The 19267-nt window shown below is 44.3% G+C and carries 14 protein-coding genes; all 14 read left to right on the top strand.

From position 1 onward, the window contains the following. Positions 1-7: 7 nt before the first annotated feature. Positions 8-2116: a L,D-transpeptidase family protein gene (locus AB5916_RS09920; RefSeq protein ID WP_368190603.1), complete on the top strand. Its 2109-nt coding sequence runs from the start codon at positions 8-10 to the stop codon at positions 2114-2116. 294 nt (positions 2117-2410) lie between these two features. After that, entirely contained in the window at positions 2411-3970 is a 1560-nt protein-coding gene (locus AB5916_RS09915; RefSeq protein WP_368190601.1) for a GH25 family lysozyme, read from the top strand. 73 nt (positions 3971-4043) lie between these two features. Next, complete coding sequence (locus AB5916_RS09910; protein WP_368190600.1) at positions 4044-5183, top strand: ATP-grasp domain-containing protein; 1140 nt, start codon at positions 4044-4046, stop codon at positions 5181-5183. Positions 5184-5267: 84 nt separating this feature from the next. Further along, on the top strand, positions 5268-6455 hold the full coding sequence (locus tag AB5916_RS09905) for an ATP-grasp domain-containing protein (RefSeq protein WP_368190599.1): 1188 nt from the start codon (positions 5268-5270) through the stop codon (positions 6453-6455). 15 nt (positions 6456-6470) lie between these two features. Next, complete coding sequence (locus AB5916_RS09900; RefSeq protein WP_368190597.1) at positions 6471-6827, top strand: EamA family transporter; 357 nt, start codon at positions 6471-6473, stop codon at positions 6825-6827. After that, on the top strand, positions 6820-7164 hold the full coding sequence (locus tag AB5916_RS09895; protein ID WP_173727261.1) for an EamA family transporter: 345 nt from the start codon (positions 6820-6822) through the stop codon (positions 7162-7164). The genes AB5916_RS09900 and AB5916_RS09895 overlap by 8 nt, the downstream gene beginning before the upstream one ends. Positions 7165-7175: 11 nt before the next feature. Then, the gene (locus tag AB5916_RS09890) at positions 7176-8192 is read left to right on the top strand and encodes a glycosyltransferase family 2 protein (protein WP_368190596.1); all 1017 of its coding nucleotides are present in this window, start codon (positions 7176-7178) and stop codon (positions 8190-8192) included. Continuing rightward, positions 8185-9315: a dTDP-4-amino-4,6-dideoxygalactose transaminase gene (rffA, locus tag AB5916_RS09885; protein ID WP_368190631.1), complete on the top strand. Its 1131-nt coding sequence runs from the start codon at positions 8185-8187 to the stop codon at positions 9313-9315. Before AB5916_RS09890 ends, rffA begins: the two co-directional genes overlap by 8 nt. Positions 9316-9380: 65 nt before the next feature. Continuing rightward, positions 9381-9935, top strand: coding sequence for a dTDP-4-dehydrorhamnose 3,5-epimerase (gene rfbC, locus AB5916_RS09880; RefSeq protein ID WP_368190594.1), 555 nt, complete (start codon positions 9381-9383; stop codon positions 9933-9935). A gap of 10 nt (positions 9936-9945) precedes the next feature. Next, positions 9946-10761, top strand: a complete 816-nt coding sequence (locus AB5916_RS09875; protein ID WP_368190593.1) for an ABC transporter permease — start codon at positions 9946-9948, stop codon at positions 10759-10761. 17 nt (positions 10762-10778) lie between these two features. After that, positions 10779-12059 (top strand): ABC transporter ATP-binding protein, encoded by a 1281-nt coding sequence (locus AB5916_RS09870; protein WP_368190592.1) that lies wholly within the window; start codon positions 10779-10781, stop codon positions 12057-12059. Continuing rightward, positions 12056-14290: a class I SAM-dependent methyltransferase gene (locus AB5916_RS09865; protein WP_368190591.1), complete on the top strand. Its 2235-nt coding sequence runs from the start codon at positions 12056-12058 to the stop codon at positions 14288-14290. Before AB5916_RS09870 ends, AB5916_RS09865 begins: the two co-directional genes overlap by 4 nt. Positions 14291-14294: 4 nt before the next feature. Then, complete coding sequence (locus tag AB5916_RS09860) at positions 14295-16817, top strand: glycosyltransferase (protein WP_368190590.1); 2523 nt, start codon at positions 14295-14297, stop codon at positions 16815-16817. A 1-nt stretch (position 16818) separates the two neighbouring features. Next, on the top strand, positions 16819-19263 hold the full coding sequence (locus AB5916_RS09855; protein ID WP_368190589.1) for a glycosyltransferase: 2445 nt from the start codon (positions 16819-16821) through the stop codon (positions 19261-19263). The last annotated feature ends 4 nt before the right edge of the window (positions 19264-19267 follow it).

The following is a 19267-nucleotide window of genomic DNA, read 5'->3' as shown; positions in this document are numbered from 1 at the left end:
ATCTTAAGTGAAAAAAAGAATTGTATCTATGCTTTTGTGTGCAGCTATGTGTATGACAGCTGCGCCGTCTGCTTATGCTATGGAAGTGGATTCTTTTACAGAGACTGCTGCAGAAGGGTCAGATGAGGGGGTTGAGGATTTAACTGCTGTACCATCAAAGGAGGCAGGTGAAACAGGAACTGAGTCAGAAATTGTGACAGGGACTGAAACAGAGACTGAAACGGAGACTACTACAGAGATTACTGATATTGGCCAGGATGAACTGACGGGAGCAGATGTGCAGGAGGGCACTGTACAGGAGGAGCCGTCCGCTGATGCGTCCGGACTGGATGCAGACAGCCAGGAAAGTCTGTTTAATGATGGGAATGTTTTTGCTGGTGAGGATCTTTCAGCACAGGAAGCAGGTAATACTGCCGGAAGCTGGCGTTGGGATCAGGCATCAGGTGCTTTTTCCTACTACGACCCATCAGGGAATCAGGTGGCTCTGTCTCAATTGGATCAGGAATACCAGGCGCAGGGAAAATACACAGGATATTATCTGATCGATGGAAATTATTACTGCCTGGATGAGCATGGAGTTCCACGTACAGGTATGATCCAGCTTACTGTGAACGGTGTGACTTCCACCTATTATTTCCAGGAAGAAAAAGATGCTTATGGTATTGCAGGCAGGATGTTCTATGGCGGATGGCTTTGCCGGCAGACAGATCAAGGTGAGAAGTGGCAGTTTTTTAATACGGGCAGAGACAATGTGGCCGATCTGGGTAAGCTATATGAGCATGGAACTATTGTTACCAAACTGGATCCTGCTGTAAAAGGAGACAGATCTTATCTTCTGGATAAGAATGGCTATATCCTTAAAAATGCCATGAAGAAGGCTGAGAATGGCAAGTATTATCTGACGGATGCCCAGGGGCAGATCTATATCAATAAGATCGTCACCTATAAAGGCAGCAAGTATTATGTGGGCAAGTATGGCAGCCGTGCAACATGGAAGAAGTGCTGGCATCGCTGTACAGGTGCAGGGAACCGGATGTATTATTTCGGTAAAACACCTGGCAAGATCGTCAAAAAGACTGGCTGGCAGAAGGTAACTGTAAATGGTAAATTTTATGGATGGTTCTATTTTACAAAGAATGGAAACCATTATAAGAACAAGCTGCTGAAGTCCGGTTACTATTTCAGAGAAAACGGAAAGCTTGCCGGCGGCATGTATAAGGTTGGGAAGAAGACATACTTCTTTACACCAAGTACCTCATCCAAAAGGAATGGCAAGATGGCTAAGGGGCGTCTGGCAACAGACGGTACCAACTGGTATTATGCATATAAGACTGGTGTACTTCGTAAGAGCGGCTGGCAGAAGGTGAAGGGCAATTCCTATTACTTCAAGAATTACAAAGCAGTTCGCAATACATTTATCAAAAAAGGAAGTACATACGGATATCTGGACAATACAGGAAGATTTACAACAGGATGGGTGATTGAAAATGATTCAAAGAATCTGGTTCGGTATATTGACCCATCTAAGAAAGGCTTTGTGAAGAATACATCCTGTGTGATCGATGGTCTGCGTTATTACTTTGATGCAGACGGTTACAGGATCAATGATGTGACTGATCGGGTGGCTGGACCATATTCTGTTACAGTAGACCGTGTGAATGGGGTTATGACTGTATATAATTCCAATCGCACCATTCCAGTAAAGAGTATCCGCGTTTCTGTTGGACTACCATCCACACCTACCCCGGTAGGTACATTCAGGCTTAGCCGCAGCGCCAGATGGCAGCCGTTGATGGGTAATTCCTGGGGACAGTATGGGACACATGTAACTGGCAATGTTCTTGTGCATTCCGTACCAGGAGGCAGCCCGGATGTATATGCACTTCCGGCAGGATTTTACAATATGCTTGGAGAGCCTGCTTCCCATGGATGTATCCGTGTATGTGTAGCAGATGCCAAGTGGGTTTATGAGAACTGCAATGGATCTGCGATTACTATTTTTGATGGCACAGCCAGGAGCGAAGAAGTATTCAAGGGACCGTTGGGACGCAATCCGCTGGTAGCTCTGCGTGCTCCATACACTTTTGATCCTACAGATCCTTCTATTACAAAATAAATTACAATGGGAGATGTTGCTGCGGCAGCATCTCCTTTTTTACAATGCAACCAGTGATACTATTTTGCCTATGTTTGTTTTCTGTACTGTTTCTTGTGGTAATTGGGTGTGATAGTTTAGAACGGTGCGGAAAATCTTGTTGAAATTAAGGGGATTCCTATGTATAATAAACAGGTAACAAAAATGTAATAATTTTGATAAGGTTTGGCACACATGTAGAGAATATTTTGGAACGTAACTGGGAAGGTGCCGAACTGTGAGGAGTTTTGTTAAGAAAGGATTTGGAAGGTATAAATGAAAAACTGGAAAAAATGGCTGACCTGCGGGATGCTTGCAATGGCATTAGGAACAGCAGGGATTTCTGGAACGAAGGATGTAAAAGCAGAAAGTGTGAATCCGGCATTACTGCGGCAGAACGTAGCAGAAGGAGAAGAGGTTCCACAGGTAGGAGCTTCCAGCTCTTCTGCTGTGGACAAACGTGCATGGAGACGGATCAACGGTGTGTGTTACAATGGCAGCGGCGCAGAGATTCCCGGAGTGGTAACAAGAGGTATCGATGTATCAGAATGGCAGGGGAAGATCAACTGGCAGAAAGTGAAAAATTCAGACATTGATTTTGCTTTTATCCGCATTTCCTCTGGTACAGATTATATGGATAAGTATTATGATTATAATATGAGTTCTGCGAATGAAGCAGATCTTCCGGTTGGAACTTACGTATACAGCAAAGCCACCACTACCACTGCAGCTTTAAAGGAAGCACAGTTGGCCATCAGTAAGATGAACGGTTACAAGGTTTCCTATCCGGTTGTATATGATATTGAATATTCCAAAATGGAATCTTTATCTAAGAACCAGATCGCAAGAATGACACTTGCCTTCTGCAATGAAGTGAAGGCTGCCGGATATACACCAATGGTTTATATGAATACCCACTGGTATAAAGAAAAGGTAAATATGAGTATGCTGTCCGGACTTGACGTATGGATCGCAAGCTACAGTGATAAGAATCCTGCACCGGACAGAAGTGTATACAATTATGGGATCTGGCAGTGTACAGCCGGGAATCTTGGAGAAGGCTCTTACATGCGTACTACCAAAGGGCTGGTAGCAGGTATTCCTAAAGAAAATAATGTGGACCTGAATTATGGCTTTGTAGATTATACTACACGTGTGACGCCCAGATGGTCAGCAAGGGAAGGATATACCCCTGCAACAGAAGCATCTACAGCTGATATATCTGTAAAAAATGGCTGGTATACAGAAAATGGCAGACAGTGTTATTACATCAATGATGAGCGTGTAAAGGGCTGGAAGCAGATTAATGGTAAATACTATTACTTCCATCCAGTATCCGGTAATATGTACGTGAACAGCCTTGTAAAAGTAAATGGTGTAGTGTATTATGTGGACAAAAATGGTGTACGTACTGCCAACCGCTGGGTAACAAAAAGCGGCAACAAATATTATATTGGCAGCAGGGGCATTGCATTAAAGGGCAGCCAGAGGATCAAAGGAAAATATTATTTCTTTGATCTGGACACCAGGATCATGTACAGGAATAAAAAGCTGGTAAGAAATGGAAGGATCTTCTATTTCGGAAATAATGGTGTAAGATTTAACGGAGGATTTAAGACCATCCGGGAAAATGGAGTATATAATACCTATTATTTCCAGAAGAACGGACAGGCAAAGAAGGGATGGCTGAGATTAAACGGTAAGAAATATTATTTCTATCCTTCTGGTGACAAAGCAGGTTTATGTGCAAAGCATACAAGAATCCGGACAGCCAGCGGAATGATCTACGTGTTTGATAAAAACGGTGTCTATGTGAGACGATATAAGCGGAAATAAAGAGAAACAGGTCAATACAGCCTGTAAACAAAAAGCTAAGGAAAACATACGCAAATAAGGATAAACAGGGACTATGAAGAAAATTGTGATCATCGGAGCAAATGATTTTCAGCGCCCGCTCATAAGAAAAGCCAAGGACATGGGTTATCAGACCCATGTCTTTGCATGGAGAGAAGGCGCTACAGGTGCGGCAGATGCAGATTACTTTTATGAGATCAGTATTACTGAAAAAGAAAAAATACTGGAGATCTGTAAACAGATCCAGCCGGATGGAGTAGCGACTATTGGCTCTGACCTGGCAAATATAACGGTACAGTATCTGGCTGAAAGGCTGGGACTTCCAGGCAATTCGGAAGAGTGTATCAAAAACTCTACCAATAAGTATGCCATGCGGAAGGCCTTTCTTCTGGCTGGGATCCCTGTACCTTTTTTTACCATCGTGGAAGAAGAGGACAAGGTACAGATACCGGAATATCCGGTGATCGTAAAGCCTACAGACCGTTCCGGGAGCAGGGCCATCACAAAGGTAAATAACCCAAGGGAGCTGAAGGCAGCTATCACTGCCGCAGTCAGTCAGTCCTTTGAAAAGAAAGCCATTGTGGAAGGCTATCTTTCCGGGGATGAATATAGCATGGAAACCATAAGCTTTGCAGGACAGCATCATTGTCTGGCTATTACAAAGAAATATACCACAGGAACTCCTCATTTTATTGAAACAGGTCATTTACAGCCTGCACCTCTTCATACTGAAACAGAAGAAAAAGCAAAGAAAATGATTTTTGCAGCTTTGGATGCCCTGCAGGTGAAAAATGGCGCCGGTCACAGCGAATTCCGTATTGATGAAAAGGGTGATATCCACATTATTGAGATCGGATCCAGAATGGGCGGGGACTGTATCGGCTCACATCTGGTGCCTTTGTCCACAGGACAGGATTTTGTAGGAATGGTGGTGGACATAGCATTAGGGAATGCGCCCAAATTTGCCCGGAAGCAGGAAGGAATGTATGCAGCCATTCGTTTTATCATGGATGAAAAAGATCTTCAGGCTTATTACCAATTAAAAGAAACGTGCCCTGAGATCATCCGGGAGTTTGTGCTGGACAGTCAGCCTGGCTCCCATCCTATTACAGACAGTGGCTCCAGATATGGGTATTATATTGTGCAGACCGATTCTCTGGAGCAGGCGCGCAAAATCCTGGGCTCCGTCAGTTGACAGTATCGGACAAAAACGCTATGATATGATACAGCGATAACCGGGCGGTTCATGCCCTGATTTTTAAGAAGAGGTAGGGATTCCATGAAGAAACTGATGATCCTGGGAGCCAGTTACTCTCAGATGCCACTGATCCAGGCGGCGAAAAGGCTGGGGATTTATACCATTGTCTGCAGCACACCAGGCAGCTGGCCAGGTTTTGCAGAAGCAGACGAATGTTCCTATACAGACATATCAGATCCACAGGCAGTGCTGGCAGAGGCAAGACGCACACAGATCCAGGGGATCACCACCTGTTGTCTTGATACAGGAGTACCGGCTATAGGGACTGTGTGTGAAGCTATGGGGCTTACCGGGCCAAAAGCCATTCCTGCACAGACAGCCTCTGATAAATGGAAAATGAAAGAAGCCTTTGTAAAGGCAGGGGTACAGACAGCACGGCATATCCGTGTAAGATCTGAGGAAGAACTGGAAGCCGCCCTTTCCCAGCTTACCTTTCCTGTGATCCTGAAGGCAGTAGACCTGATGGGGAGCAGAGGGATTTTCCGCAGCAATACAAAAGAAGAAGCAAGAGCCAATTACAGGCTTACTATGGAAGCTACAGGGAAGGATTACTGCCTTGTAGAAGAATTTATAGAAGGCACTTTATTTGGGGCAGAAGCTATGCTGAAGGACGGAAAGTTTTTGTATTGCCTTCTGGATAATACAGAAGCTTTCATCAGCGCAGTGCCTACACCGGTAGGACATTCTGTGCCTTTTGATGAAGAGGAAGCTCTTGGCGCGCAGGCCAGGGAGCAGGTGGGCAAAGCAGTAAAAGCCCTGGGACTTGATAATTGTCCTGTGAACTGTGACCTGATCTGGAAGGATGGCAGGGTTTATGTGGTTGAGATCACTGCCAGGGCAGGAGCTACTTGTCTGCCGGAGATTGTAGGAGAGTTTTTTGGTATCAACTATTATGAAGCCATTGTAAGGCTGGCTCTGGATCTTGGGGTTGAAGAGATGTTCCATCTGGATGGAGAACATCCTGCTGTTTTGTCACATACTCTGTTATCTTTACGTGATGGGATCGTAAAAGAGATCAGGAATGACAATGCACCATCTGGGGATATCCTGGATCTTTCTTTCAACATTTGCCCTGGAGAAGAGATACACAGATATCGTAATGGCAGGGACAGGCTGGGGCAGGTGATCCTGAAGGGCAGCACACTTACAGAATGCAGAAAGAGACTTCAGGAAGTTTTATCAAAAATACACATTGAATTTATGGAATAATTATGGGAAAATAGCATGAAAGAGAATGGAAAGCAAAAGACAGCAGGACTTTTTCTGGTTCTGCATGTAAGCCTTCTGATGAGTTCTTTAAGCGGTGTATGTTCCAAAATGGCAGCCAATCAGAAAAGTTTGATCGGCTTTGCTTTATGGTATGGAGGCGTTCTTCTGATCATGGTTTTGTATGCCCTGATCTGGCAGCAGATCCTGAAGCATCTGCCATTGACGGTGGCTTATGCTAATAAGCCGGTAAGCTTGATCTGGGGGATGATCTGGGGTACCTTTATTTTTGGTGAGAAGATCACCTGGAATATGATCCTTGGGGCACTGATCATTTTTGGAGGAATTTACCTGGTGGTGACTGCTGATGAATGAACTGCAGATTTATATATGTATTCTGATCGTATCCGTATTTGTGGCATCCCTTTCCCAGATATTGCTGAAGATATCTGCCAATAAGACATACAGGGACAGACTTCACGAATATCTGAATCCTTATGTGATCACAGGATACGGACTTTTGTTCCTGTCAACACTTCTTACAATGGTGGCATTAAAGAAAGTACCCCTTTCTCTGTCGCCTGTGATTGAGTCCAGCAGCTATATATTTGTGTCCCTGATGGGATATCTGGTGTTGAAGGAACGGTTTACCAAGAGAAAACTTCTGGGACTGCTGGTGATCCTTGTGGGGATCCTGGTATTCTCATTATAAAAGGAGAAAAAATGCTTTTATCAATTGTGATCCCCTGCTACAGATCTGCCCATACCATTGAGAAGGTGGTGGAGATGAGCATGGAGGTGATTCGGACGATCCCCGGACTGGACTGTGAATTTATCCTGGTGAATGATTGTTCCCCGGATGATACCTTTGAAGCTATCCGCAGGCTGGGCATCAAATATCCGAATGTAAAGGGAATTAATCTGGCCAAGAATTTTGGTCAGCATAATGCCATCATGGCAGGACTTCATGAGGCAAAAGGGGATTATATCATGGGAATGGATGATGATATGCAGACCCACCCGTCGCAGATCCCTGCCTTTATTAAGGCGATGGAAGAGGGCTATGATGTAGTCTTTGGAATATATAAGAAAAGAAAATTCAGTTTCATGAAGAATCTGACCAGCAAGATTGCTTCATTTATTGTATGGCATATGGTAGAACGGCCTAAGGGACTGGAGGCTAGCAATTACTGGTGCTGCCGCAGGTATGTGCGGGATGAGATCGTGAAGTATGAAGGTTACAATCTTTACCTGCAGATCCTGTTTTATCGAACTACTTCCAATATTGCCAATATTGAGATCCAGCATTTTTCAAGAGAAGAAGGAAGCTCCAATTATAATTTTAAAAAGGCGTTCCGCTTGTTTATGTCTTTTCTGAATTATACAGTGATCCCTCTTCGGGCTGCAGAGGTGATGGGAGTTCTGTTTTCCCTTACCGGATTTATACTGGCAGTGGCTGTGCTGATCCAGAAGCTGTCCAATCCTGATGTGGCTATGGGCTGGTCTTCCCTGATGTGTGCCATGCTGATCTTCTTCGGTATTACATTTCTGATGCTTGGAGTTATGGGAGAATATATCGGCAAGATGATTCTGAACCAGAATAAAACTCCTCAGTATGTAATACGGGAAACAGTAAATGTTCAGAAGGTAGATGCTCAGAAGATAAGTGTTCAGAAGTCAGATGCTCAGGAACCGGCAGAAATTATACAGAAAAAAGGACATGGAAAAGCTGATGATTGATTTTAACAGGCCTGCCTATACAGGCAAAGAAATGGAATATATTCAGGATGCTGTACAAAGAGGCATGCTGTGCGGTGACGGGGAATATACCAAACGGTGCTCCAGATGGATGGAGGAAAGGTTTCATACAGCACATGTAATGCTTACCACTTCCTGTACCCATGCACTGGAGATGGCTGCTTATCTGTCCGATATACAGCCCGGGGATGAGGTGATCATGCCTGCATATACCTTTGTGTCTACAGCAGATGCTTTTGTACTTCGTGGCGCCAGGATCGTATTTGTGGATATCCGTCCGGATACCATGAACATTGATGAGGATTTGATCGAGCCGGCCATCACAGAGAAGACCAAGGCAATCGTAGTGGTTCATTATGCAGGAGTGTCCTGTGAGATGGATAAGATTCTTCAGATCGCACACAAATATGGACTGAAGGTAGTAGAGGATGCTGCCCAGGGCGTAAATGCCTATTATAAGGGCAAGGCACTGGGAACTATTGGTGATTTTGGCTGCTATAGCTTCCATGAAACAAAGAATTATACCATGGGAGAGGGCGGCGCTATTTTATTTGATAAAGACGAGTATCAGGAAAAAGCAGAGATCCTCAGGGAAAAGGGAACTGACAGAAGTAAGTTTTTCAGAGGCCAGGTGGACAAATACCGGTGGATGGATTATGGTTCCTCCTATCTTCCAAGTGAACTGAATGCAGCCTATCTTTACGCACAGCTGGAGGTTTGTGACCAGATCCAGGATAAAAGGATGGAAATTTGGAATTATTATCATCGAGAGCTGGAAGCTCTTGAGAAAGAAGGCAAGATCACACGGCCTGTGATACCGGAAGGATGTATCCATAATGCTCATATGTATTATTTGAAAGTGCGGGATATGGAAGTTCGTACTAAGCTGATCCATTATCTTCGGGAAAAAGGTATCTGCAGTGTATTTCATTATATTCCTCTGCATACAGCACCGGCAGGAAAGAAGTTTGGCCGTTTTGCAGGAGAGGACCGATATACTACAAAGGAAAGCGAGAAACTGTTAAGGCTGCCTATGTTCTACAACTTGGACATGAAGGATGTGGAGTATGTTACAGAGCAGTTGAAGTCCTTTAAGGAGTATTAAGCAAGTTGGATTTGTGACCAAAATATAGAAAATGGAAAGCCAAAAAAGGCAGAAAGGAAATCAAAATGGGAAAGATCAAAGTGACACCATGTGGAGATATTGAAGGATTGAAGGTAATCGAGCCAACTGTTTTTGGAGATGCCCGTGGTTATTTTATGGAAACCTACAATTACAATGATTTCAAGGAAGCAGGGATTGCTGTGGAGTTTGTGCAGGACAATCAGTCCAGTTCCCACTACGGAGTATTAAGAGGTCTTCATTTCCAGATCAATTATCCTCAGGATAAGCTGGTTCGTGTGGTAAACGGTGAAGTGTTTGATGTGGCAGTAGATTTACGAGAAGGCTCCAAAACCTACGGCAAATGGTTTGGTGTTGTGCTTTCAGCAGAAAATAAAAAACAGTTCTTTATTCCAAAGGGATTTGCTCATGGATTTCTGGTACTTTCCGAAAGTGCAGAGTTCACCTACAAATGTTCTGACTTCTATCATCCGGGAGACGAAGGCGGCCTGATCTGGAATGATCCGGATATTGGAGTAGAATGGCCGATCCCTGAAGGGATGGAGCTTACTTTCTCTGACAAAGACCAGAAATGGGGGAGCTTTAAGGAGTTCCATAGATAGGAGAGAATGAATGCTTAAGACGATATTTTCCCTGCCGGCGGATGTATACAAAAACCGCCGGCTGGTTATGAAACTGGCTAAAAATGATTTTAAAACCAGATACGCAGGTTCCTATTTTGGAACCTTCTGGGCATTTGTGCAGCCCATTGTTACCATTATGGTGTACTGGTTTGTATTTTCTGTTGGCTTCCGTCAGAATACAGATGGGATCGGGATTCCTTTTGTACTGTATCTGGTAGCTGGGATCGTTCCCTGGTTCTTTTTCCAGGATGCCCTAGTAGGCGGGACCAACGCTCTTCTTGAATATAATTACCTTGTAAAAAAAGTCGTTTTTAACATCAGTGTGCTTCCTGTTGTGAAGATCATTTCCGCACTGTTTGTACACGGCTTTTTCGTGGTCTTTACAATTATTTTGTATGCCTTCTATGGAAGATTGCCGGACTGGTATTATCTGCAGATCCTGTATTACAGTATTTGTGTATTTATATTGTCCTTAAGCCTGGTTTACATTAGCTGTGCAGTGGTGGTATTTTTCCGTGACCTGACCCAGATCATCAACATCGGCCTGCAGGTAGGCGTATGGCTTACACCCATTATGTGGGTGGCAGATACAGCTTTGAAGGACCATCCGCTGATCCAGAAGATCCTTCAGCTGAACCCTATGTACTATATTGTTTCCGGTTACAGGGATGCATTTGTTGTAAAACGGTGGTTTTTTGAAAGACCATTATGGACCTTATATTTCTGGCTCTTTACCCTGGTTTGTTTCTGCTTCGGAAACTGGGTATTTAAAAGACTGCGGATCCATTTCGCAGACGTACTATAGAAAGGAATCAACCTGTTTTGAGTGATAAAAATGTGATTTCAGTCCAGCATTTATCAAAAATGTATAAGCTGTATGACAAGCCCTCTGACCGTCTGAAAGAGTCTCTTGGCCTGTCCAGAAAGAAAAAATACAGGGAGCATTATGCCCTTCATGATGTGAACTTTAATATTCACGAAGGAGAATGTGTAGGGATCATCGGAGTGAACGGTTCCGGGAAGTCCACGATCCTTAAGATCATCACAGGAGTGCTGGCACCTACCACAGGGGAAGTGAAGGTCAATGGACGTATTTCTGCCCTTCTGGAGCTGGGAGCCGGTTTTAATATGGAATATTCCGGGCTTGAGAATGTGTATCTGAACGGTACCATGATCGGCTTTTCTGAGGAAGAGATCGACGCAAAGCTGGATGATATCCTTGCTTTTGCAGATATCGGAGATTATATCCATCAGCCGGTGAAAACCTATTCCAGCGGTATGTTTGTACGTCTTGCCTTTGCAGTTGCCATCAATATCGATCCTGAGATCCTGATTGTAGATGAGGCACTGTCTGTTGGTGATGTATTTTTCCAGGCAAAATGCTATCATAAATTTGAAGAGTTTAAGAAACAGGGAAAAACCATTCTTTTTGTTACCCATGACTTAAGCAGCGTGTCCAAATATTGTGACCGTGTGATCCTTCTTAACAAAGGTGTTAAGCTGGATGAAGGCTCACCAAAGGAAATGGTGGATCTGTACAAGCAGCTGCTGGTAGGACAGGAGCCTGTGAAACAAAAAACAGATGGGGGCGAGGGCCTTGCAAAAGCAGCCGTAGCGTCCATCAGCCATGAACATTTTCTGCCAAATCCTAATACTTTGGAGTATGGGGACAAGCAGGCGGAGATCGTGGATTTTGCAATTAAGGATGACAAGGGGATGTTCACCAATACCATAGAAAAGGGTAGCACCTTCCAGATCCTTATGAAGGTTCGATTTAATGAGCAGATCCAGGAGCCGATCATGGCTTATACCTTTAAGAATATTAGGGGAACAGAGCTGACAGGCACCAACACCCTTTTTGAGAAAGCAGAAGTGCCGGAACCTGCTCCTGGAGGATGCTACACAGTTACCTTTACACAGAAAATGGATCTGCAGGGTGGGGAATATCTTCTGTCCTTTGGCTGTACCGGCTATAAGGACGGGGAATTTAAGGTGTTCCACAGATTGTATGATGCGTGCAATATTACCGTTATTTCTGCCAAGAATACGGTAGGCTTTTTTGATATGAATTCGACTGTAACGGTTCAGGAGGATGATATATGAGGAAGATCGGTAATGTGATCCTGGATGATACCTGCTATCAGGGCAGGGATTTATATACAGATGGTGCTATTGAGGATGAAATGCTGGAGATCGCCAGAAATGTAAGCCCAGACAGATTTAATAAGGTGATCGGGGAAAAGAAAAGCTGGCCCATTCTCTATCATTTTTCACATATCAGAGAGAATATCCTTAGCTGGATGCCTTTTACAGGCAAGGAAAAGGTGCTGGAGATCGGTTCCGGATGCGGTGCTGTTACAGGTGCCCTTCTTGGCGGAGCAGGTGAAGTGACTTGTATCGATCTGTCCATGAAGCGCAGTGAGATCAATGCGTGGAGACACAGAGACAGTGAGAAGCTGAAGATTCTTGTGGGAAATTTTCAGGATGTGGAGAAGAAACTGACAGAGAAATACGATTATATTACTTTGATCGGTGTATTTGAATATGGAGAGGCCTATATCCAGAGCCAGGATCCTTATGTGGATTTCCTGAAGATTATCCGAAAGCATCTGAAGCCAGACGGGAAGATCGTGATCGCCATTGAGAACCGTTTTGGTTTGAAGTACTGGGCTGGATGTACAGAAGACCATTTTGGTACTTTATTTGAAGGAATCCAGGGGTATCCATCCACAAAGGGCGTAAAGACCTTTACTGTAAAAGAACTGAAAAAGATCTTCCGGGAAGCAGGCGGCTTTGAAAGTACCTGGTATTATCCATTCCCGGATTATAAATTCCCTATGACCATTTATTCAGACAGAAGACTGCCAAGGCGTGGGGAACTGAATCGTACAGAATATAATTTTGACAGGCTGCGTATGGAACTTTTTCAGGAATCAGCAGTGTATGATTCCATTTTGGATAATGATCTGTATCCTCAGTTTGCTAATTCCTTCCTGGTAGTGATCGGGCAGGATAAATTTGAAACAGAGACAGCCTATATCAAGTATTCCAATGAAAGAGATCCAAGATTTAATATCCTTACCCAGATCTGCCAGAAACCAGATGGTAGCCATTATGTACAAAAGCTTCCGACTGGGTCAAAAGCAGAAGCTCATGTAAGTAATATTTATGATAAAGGACAGGCTTTAGCCCCACTTTTTGAAAAAGAAAAGCTTTATGTCAACTCCTGCGAAAAAGTATCATATGGGGTAAAACTAGAATATCTGGAAGGGATTTCCCTGGAAGAGAAACTGGATACACTTCTAAAAGAAGGACAGTTAGATGAGGCAGAAAGCCTTTTATTTACTTATCTTCATAAGGCAGAACGGCTTTACGGCAGCCAGGATTTTAAGGAATCACCGGAGTTTATACAGGTATTTGGCCAGGCTGGGCTTCCAGAAGGCTTAAAGGGCGGCAGGCTTGCAGATATTGATCTGGTTCCCGCCAATATCCTTCTTGGAAAAGGCAAGGACTGGGTGCTGGATTACGAGTGGACCTTTGATTTTTGCGTGCCTGCACACTTTATCATGTATCGTATGCTTCATTATTATCTGGAAAGTGACGGAAAGCGTCATGTGCTGAAAAACAGAGACCTTTATGAAAAGGCTGGGATCAGCCGGGAAGAACAGGAAATATATGCGAAGATGGAGCAGCATTTCCAGAAATACATGGTCGGAAAGCATATTCCTATGCTGTCTCTGTATGATGAGATTTCTCCAGGCAAGCTGGATGTGATGGAATATTATGACAGGATCCGGGGCTGTGGAGATGAGAGAAAGCTTCAGGTATTTTTCGACAGGGGACAGGATTTTCAGGAAAGAGACTCTTTTAAGTATCCTATGACCAGGAGAGGGCTATGTATTGATATCCCTGTACCTGCAGGCACAAGACGGATGCGTCTTGATCCTGGTGAAGTGCCGGGAGGTTTTAAAATCAGCAGGATCCGGTGGAGAGATCTGGGAAGGGCAGCCTTCCATACCAATGGGTTTGCACTTGGTGATCACTGCTACTATTTTGGCGGCGGAGATCCGCAGATCATTTTGGAAAATGTGCCAAGGGAAGCAGAGATCCTCACCTTGGAGCTAGAGGCCTTAAAGGAACAGGAAGCAGTAAAGGAATTCTGGAGCAGATTTGCACGGGAAGAAAATGAAAAAAATGCTCAGATCCAGGATCTGAAGGCTCAGCTGAAGCAAAAAGAAGCCCAGATCCATGAAATGGAAAATACAAAGGCATGGAAGTTATACAGAAAGCTGAAGCCGGAAGGAAAAGGGGCTTCATCAAAGAAGCAGGAGTAACCGGATGGAACAGTTAGTGTGGAGTGTAGATGACCGTAAATACCAGGAGAAGAATGAAAAATCCCTGATTCTGGAAGGGTGGGCCTTTCAAAGGGACAGCCAGCCCTTACGTTTCCTTCTTACAGATCCGGCAGGGGAGCAGCTCCCGATGGAGGAGCCGGTGCGCTTTGCCAGACCGGATGTGGAAGCCGGATATCCGGAGATATCAGGGACAAAGCAATGCGGTTTTACAATAAGGATCCCCAATGCAGAAGCGCTTGTAAAGAAGCATGAAAAGCTGAGGCTTGTGGTCACAGATGGAAAAGAAAAAGCCATTTTGTGGGAAACAGATCCACAGCAGCTTTATGATTTTTGTAAGGATCAGATGATGGAGGTACACATAGACCGACAGGAGGTGCTGTACCGTACCATGATCGCTGCAGAGGGCTGGGTACTTTGCCAGAAAGGTACTGACCGGATCCTGCTTCAGGACGGTAAGGGGAATCCGGTACCCTTGAAGCTGAGCCGTGGACGCAGGCCGGATGTGGTGGAAAGTCTGGCGCTTGGCACAGAATATAAAGAAAAAGAACTGGGATTTCAGATCAGCGGCAAACTGGCAGATGTGGCCGGAGACAGGCTGGTGTTGGTTTTCATTGGGAATACAGGCAGGGAAGAGATCCGAAAACAAGTGGAAATCGACCTGAAAAAGCTTCAGGCGGAAAATTCACCTGCCGGCAGGCGTAAAAAGGTGTTGGCCTGGGAAAATCGGAAAGAGAATCTGGAATGCCTGCGAAAGAAGGGAATCCGTGGATTTTTGAAATATGTGGATGCAAAAGCCGGAATCGTGACCGGAGACTATGAGCAGTGGCTGATGCGTCACAAAGCCGGGAGAAAAGAGCTGATGGCCCAGCGGAAAACCCATTTTCCTTATGAACCTAAGATCAGTATTGTGATCCCTCTTTATAATACACCATTACCTTATCTGAAGGAGGCGGTGGATTCTATCGTAAAGCAAACCTACAAGAACTGGCAGCTTTGCCTGGCGGACGGAAGTACAGGAGATGAGCTTACCAGTTATATTCATAAGCATTATGGCAGGGATCCAAGGATCTGCTATAAAAAACTGGAAAAGAACGGCGGTATTTCAGAGAATACTAATGCGGCAGTAAAAATGGCTAAAGGAGATTATATCCTTCTTGCAGACCATGACGATGTGGTAGCACCGGATGCACTTTTTCATATTGTAAAGGCCATCAATGAAAGTATTCAAAAAGGTGATCGTCCGGCAGATGCACTGTACACTGATGAAGATAAGATCAGTATGGATGGTGCCCATTATTTTGAACCAAATTTTAAGCCGGATTACAATCTTTTCCGTTTAAGGGAGAATAATTATATTTGTCACATTTTTGTGGTAAAGAAAGAATTGTTAAAGCAGGTTGGACTTTTTTCATCAGATTATGATGGAGCACAGGATTATGACCTGATCTTGCGGTGCTGCGAAAAGGCGGAAAACATAGTGCACATTCCAAGGGTACTGTATCATTGGAGGTGTCATATGGAGTCTACAGCAGCAGATCCTGCAAGCAAGGCTTATGCCTATGAAGCAGGGAAAAGAGCACTGGAAGCACATTACAAAAGAATGGGGATCCAGGCAGAAGTGGAGATGACAAAGAGGCCAGGCTGGTACAGAAGCCAGGTGAAGATAAAGGGACAGCCCTTGATCTCCATTATCATACCAAATAAAGATCATGTAAAGGATCTGGAACTGTGTCTTTCTTCTATTGATAAGAAAAGTACCTACCGAAATTTTGAAGTACTGGTTGTGGAAAATAACAGCAACCATCCGGAAACCTTTGAATATTATGAGAAAATGACCCGAAAGTATTCTTTTGTAAGGCTTCTCACATGGAAAGAAGGTTTTAATTTTTCTGCTATCAATAATTTTGCAGCAGCCCTGGCGAATGGGGAATATTTCCTATTTCTGAACAACGACGTGGAGGTGCTTACTCCCAACTGGATCCAGGAAATGCTGATGCTTTGTCAGCAGAAGGACGTAGGCGCGGCAGGGGCAAAGCTGTTTTACCCAGATGATACCATCCAGCATGCAGGTGTGGTGATCGGCCTGGGAGGCATTGCAGGACATATTTTCTGCAGGGCGTCCGGCAGTGCAGATGGCTATATGGGACGATTGGTAAGCGTACAGGAATACAGCGCAGTGACAGCTGCCTGTATGCTGGTTAAGAAAGAGGATTTTCTGCTGGTAGATGGTTTTGATCCGGAGTTTGTAGTTGCATTTAATGATATTGATTTCTGCATGAAGCTTGGACAGCATAAGAAAAAGGTAGTATTTACGCCTTACGCACAGCTGTATCATTACGAGTCTAAGTCCAGAGGCATGGAGGATACACCGGAGAAGCAGCTTCGCTTTAAGAAAGAAACCCTGCTTTTTGAGAAAAAATGGGAAAAAGAGCTGGCCAAAGGAGATCCTTATTATAGCCCGAATTTATCAGTGACAGAAGGAGACTGTTCCTTAAGAGAGGTTTAAAATGTATAAGGAAATATTTGAGGTAACGAAAGAACGGTTCCATTTACAGGATCCTACACGGTATGTTCTGCAGGGAACCTGGCCCAAAGAAGGAAAAATGCTGGCTTTTCTGGATAACAGCCAGTTAAAGGCAGATATCCAGAAGCTGGAGATCGTTAGCGCCATGGAGCGCTTCAAGGATCCAGACAGGATCCGGGGAGAACGGATCACAGCAACGATACAGCTTCCACAGGATCTGAAGGGCTACCATAAGCTGAAGATCTATGCAGACACACCAGATAAAAAGGAATTGTGGTTTTCCATTCCGGTGAAGGATCTGGAGAAAAAAAGAGGAAAGCCACAGTATTATATGGAAGAGGAAAAGGTGCAGGCAGGCTGTGTCCGTTTAAGGGGCTGGACCATTGCTGACGGACCGGTTTTGGTCCATATTTTTGATGAAAACAAAAAGCCTGTCCAGGCAGATATCCAAAGGACTGCACGGGTGGATGTGGAACAGCTTTATGAGGAAGCAAAGGATCCTGGAAAAACAGGATTTTTTGCAGAAGTAACCGGGTTTTCCGGTAAAGTAATGTATCTGGTTTTTGAATGTAAAGGCAAAAAATCAGTTTATGTAGTGCACCTGCAAAAACCGGTGATCCTGGCAAATAAGGTGGAAAAATATGCGAAAAAGGGCATGAAGTATTTGAAATATCAAGGCCCTGCTGCGTTATGGAATAAGACAGTATCTAAGGTGAAAACTGTTTCCACCAGGGAAATCCCTTATTCTAAATGGATCGAGAGGCATCTTCCCACAAAGGGAGAACTGGAAAAGGAGCGGCGTACAAAATTTGATTTCCAGCCAATGATCTCTATTGTGGTTCCTGCTTACAAAACACCGGAAAAATATCTGCGCAGACTGGCAGAATGTGTAAAAGAGCAGACATATCCTAACTGGCAGCTTTGCATCTCTGATGGAAGCGGGGCAGATTCTCCTATCAGGAAGCTGCTGCAGGAGCTGGCAGCCCAGGATGAAAGGATCAAGGTCGTTTTCAGTGAAAAGCCCTTGCAGATTTCTGAAAATACCAATCAGGCGCTGGCAGTTGCACAAGGAGATTTCATTGCTTTTGCAGACCATGATGACGAATTGACTCCTCATGCGTTGTTTTCCTGTGTAAAGGCGTTAAATGAACATCCGGGAATACGGGTGCTTTATTCTGACGAAGATAAAATGTCCATGGATGGGCACAAATTTTTTCAGCCTCATTTTAAGCCGGATTATAACCCGGATCTTCTTTGTACAGTCAACTACATCTGCCATTTATTTGTGGTGAAGCGTGAGCTGCTGGATCAGGTTGGTATGCTTCGCAGTGCTTATGACGGGGCACAGGACTACGATTTTGTATTCCGGTGTGTGGAGGCAGTGAAGGACCAGGAGATTTATCATATCCCTAAGATTCTGTATCACTGGAGATGCCATGAGGACTCTACAGCAGAGAATCCGGAAAGCAAAGGCTATGCTTTTGAAGCCGGGAAGCGGGCCATTGAAGCTCATTATGAACGTATCGGCATTTCGGCACAGGTATTTCCTGGAGAATTTCCTGGACTTTACCGTACCAGATTCCTTCGGGACAGGGATCCGTTGATCTCTATCATCATTCCTAATAAAGATCATATTGATGATCTGAAACGGTGTATGAATGCCATTGACAGTAAATCTACTTATAAGAACTATGAGTATGTGATTGTTGAAAACAACAGTACAGATCCGGCTACCTTCCAGTACTATAAAGATCTGGAAAAGGAAAATCCAAAGGCTCGTGTGGTGTACTGGGATGGTCCATTTAATTTCTCAGCGATTAATAATTTTGGGGCAAAGTATGCAAGAGGAGAATATTTCCTGCTTCTGAATAATGATACGGAGATCATTAACCCGGATTGTCTGGAAGAATTGCTTGGCTATTGTATGCGTTCGGATGTAGGTGGTGTAGGCGCAAGACTTTACTATGAGGACGATACCATCCAGCATGCAGGAGTGGTGATCGGCTTTGGCGGGATTGCAGGACACTGCTTTGTGATGCAGCCAAGAGGGACTACAGGCTATTGCCATAGGATCATCTGTGCCCAGGATTACAGTGCTGTTACAGCAGCCTGTATGATGGTAAAGAAAGAAGCCTTTGAAAAGGTGGGCGGTTTAAGCGAAGATCTGGCAGTTGCATTTAATGATATTGATTTCTGCCTGAAACTGCGGAAGGCCGGTTATCTGATCGTATACAATCCTTATGCAGAGCTGTATCATTATGAGTCAAAATCAAGAGGCCTTGAGGACACACCTGAAAAGGTGGCCAGATTTAACAGGGAAATGGCTGTGTTTGAGAAAAAATGGCCGGAGATTCTTCGTGACGGAGATCCCTACTACAATCCAAATCTTACTTTAAAGAGCCAGGATTTTTCCCTGAAGAGGATTTAAATGA

This window comes from Blautia sp. 1033sp1_1033st1_G9_1033SCRN_220408, assembly GCF_040929965.1.
In the GTDB taxonomy this organism is placed as follows: Bacteria; Bacillota; Clostridia; order Lachnospirales; family Lachnospiraceae; genus Blautia_A; species Blautia_A ammoniilytica.
The sequence above is the reverse complement of the archived record's forward strand: the minus strand, read 5'-3'. Positions and strand labels throughout refer to the sequence as shown.

Coding starts and splice junctions, on each gene's coding strand:
- AB5916_RS09915 (WP_368190601.1), top strand. CDS start 2,411: ATGAAAAACTGGAAAAAATGGCTGACCTGCGGGATGCTTGCAATGGCA.
- AB5916_RS09910 (WP_368190600.1), top strand. CDS start 4,044: ATGAAGAAAATTGTGATCATCGGAGCAAATGATTTTCAGCGCCCGCTC.
- AB5916_RS09905 (WP_368190599.1), top strand. CDS start 5,268: ATGAAGAAACTGATGATCCTGGGAGCCAGTTACTCTCAGATGCCACTG.
- AB5916_RS09900 (WP_368190597.1), top strand. CDS start 6,471: ATGAAAGAGAATGGAAAGCAAAAGACAGCAGGACTTTTTCTGGTTCTG.
- AB5916_RS09895 (WP_173727261.1), top strand. CDS start 6,820: ATGAATGAACTGCAGATTTATATATGTATTCTGATCGTATCCGTATTT.
- AB5916_RS09890 (WP_368190596.1), top strand. CDS start 7,176: ATGCTTTTATCAATTGTGATCCCCTGCTACAGATCTGCCCATACCATT.
- rffA (WP_368190631.1), top strand. CDS start 8,185: ATGATTGATTTTAACAGGCCTGCCTATACAGGCAAAGAAATGGAATAT.
- rfbC (WP_368190594.1), top strand. CDS start 9,381: ATGGGAAAGATCAAAGTGACACCATGTGGAGATATTGAAGGATTGAAG.
- AB5916_RS09875 (WP_368190593.1), top strand. CDS start 9,946: ATGCTTAAGACGATATTTTCCCTGCCGGCGGATGTATACAAAAACCGC.
- AB5916_RS09865 (WP_368190591.1), top strand. CDS start 12,056: ATGAGGAAGATCGGTAATGTGATCCTGGATGATACCTGCTATCAGGGC.
- AB5916_RS09860 (WP_368190590.1), top strand. CDS start 14,295: ATGGAACAGTTAGTGTGGAGTGTAGATGACCGTAAATACCAGGAGAAG.
- AB5916_RS09855 (WP_368190589.1), top strand. CDS start 16,819: ATGTATAAGGAAATATTTGAGGTAACGAAAGAACGGTTCCATTTACAG.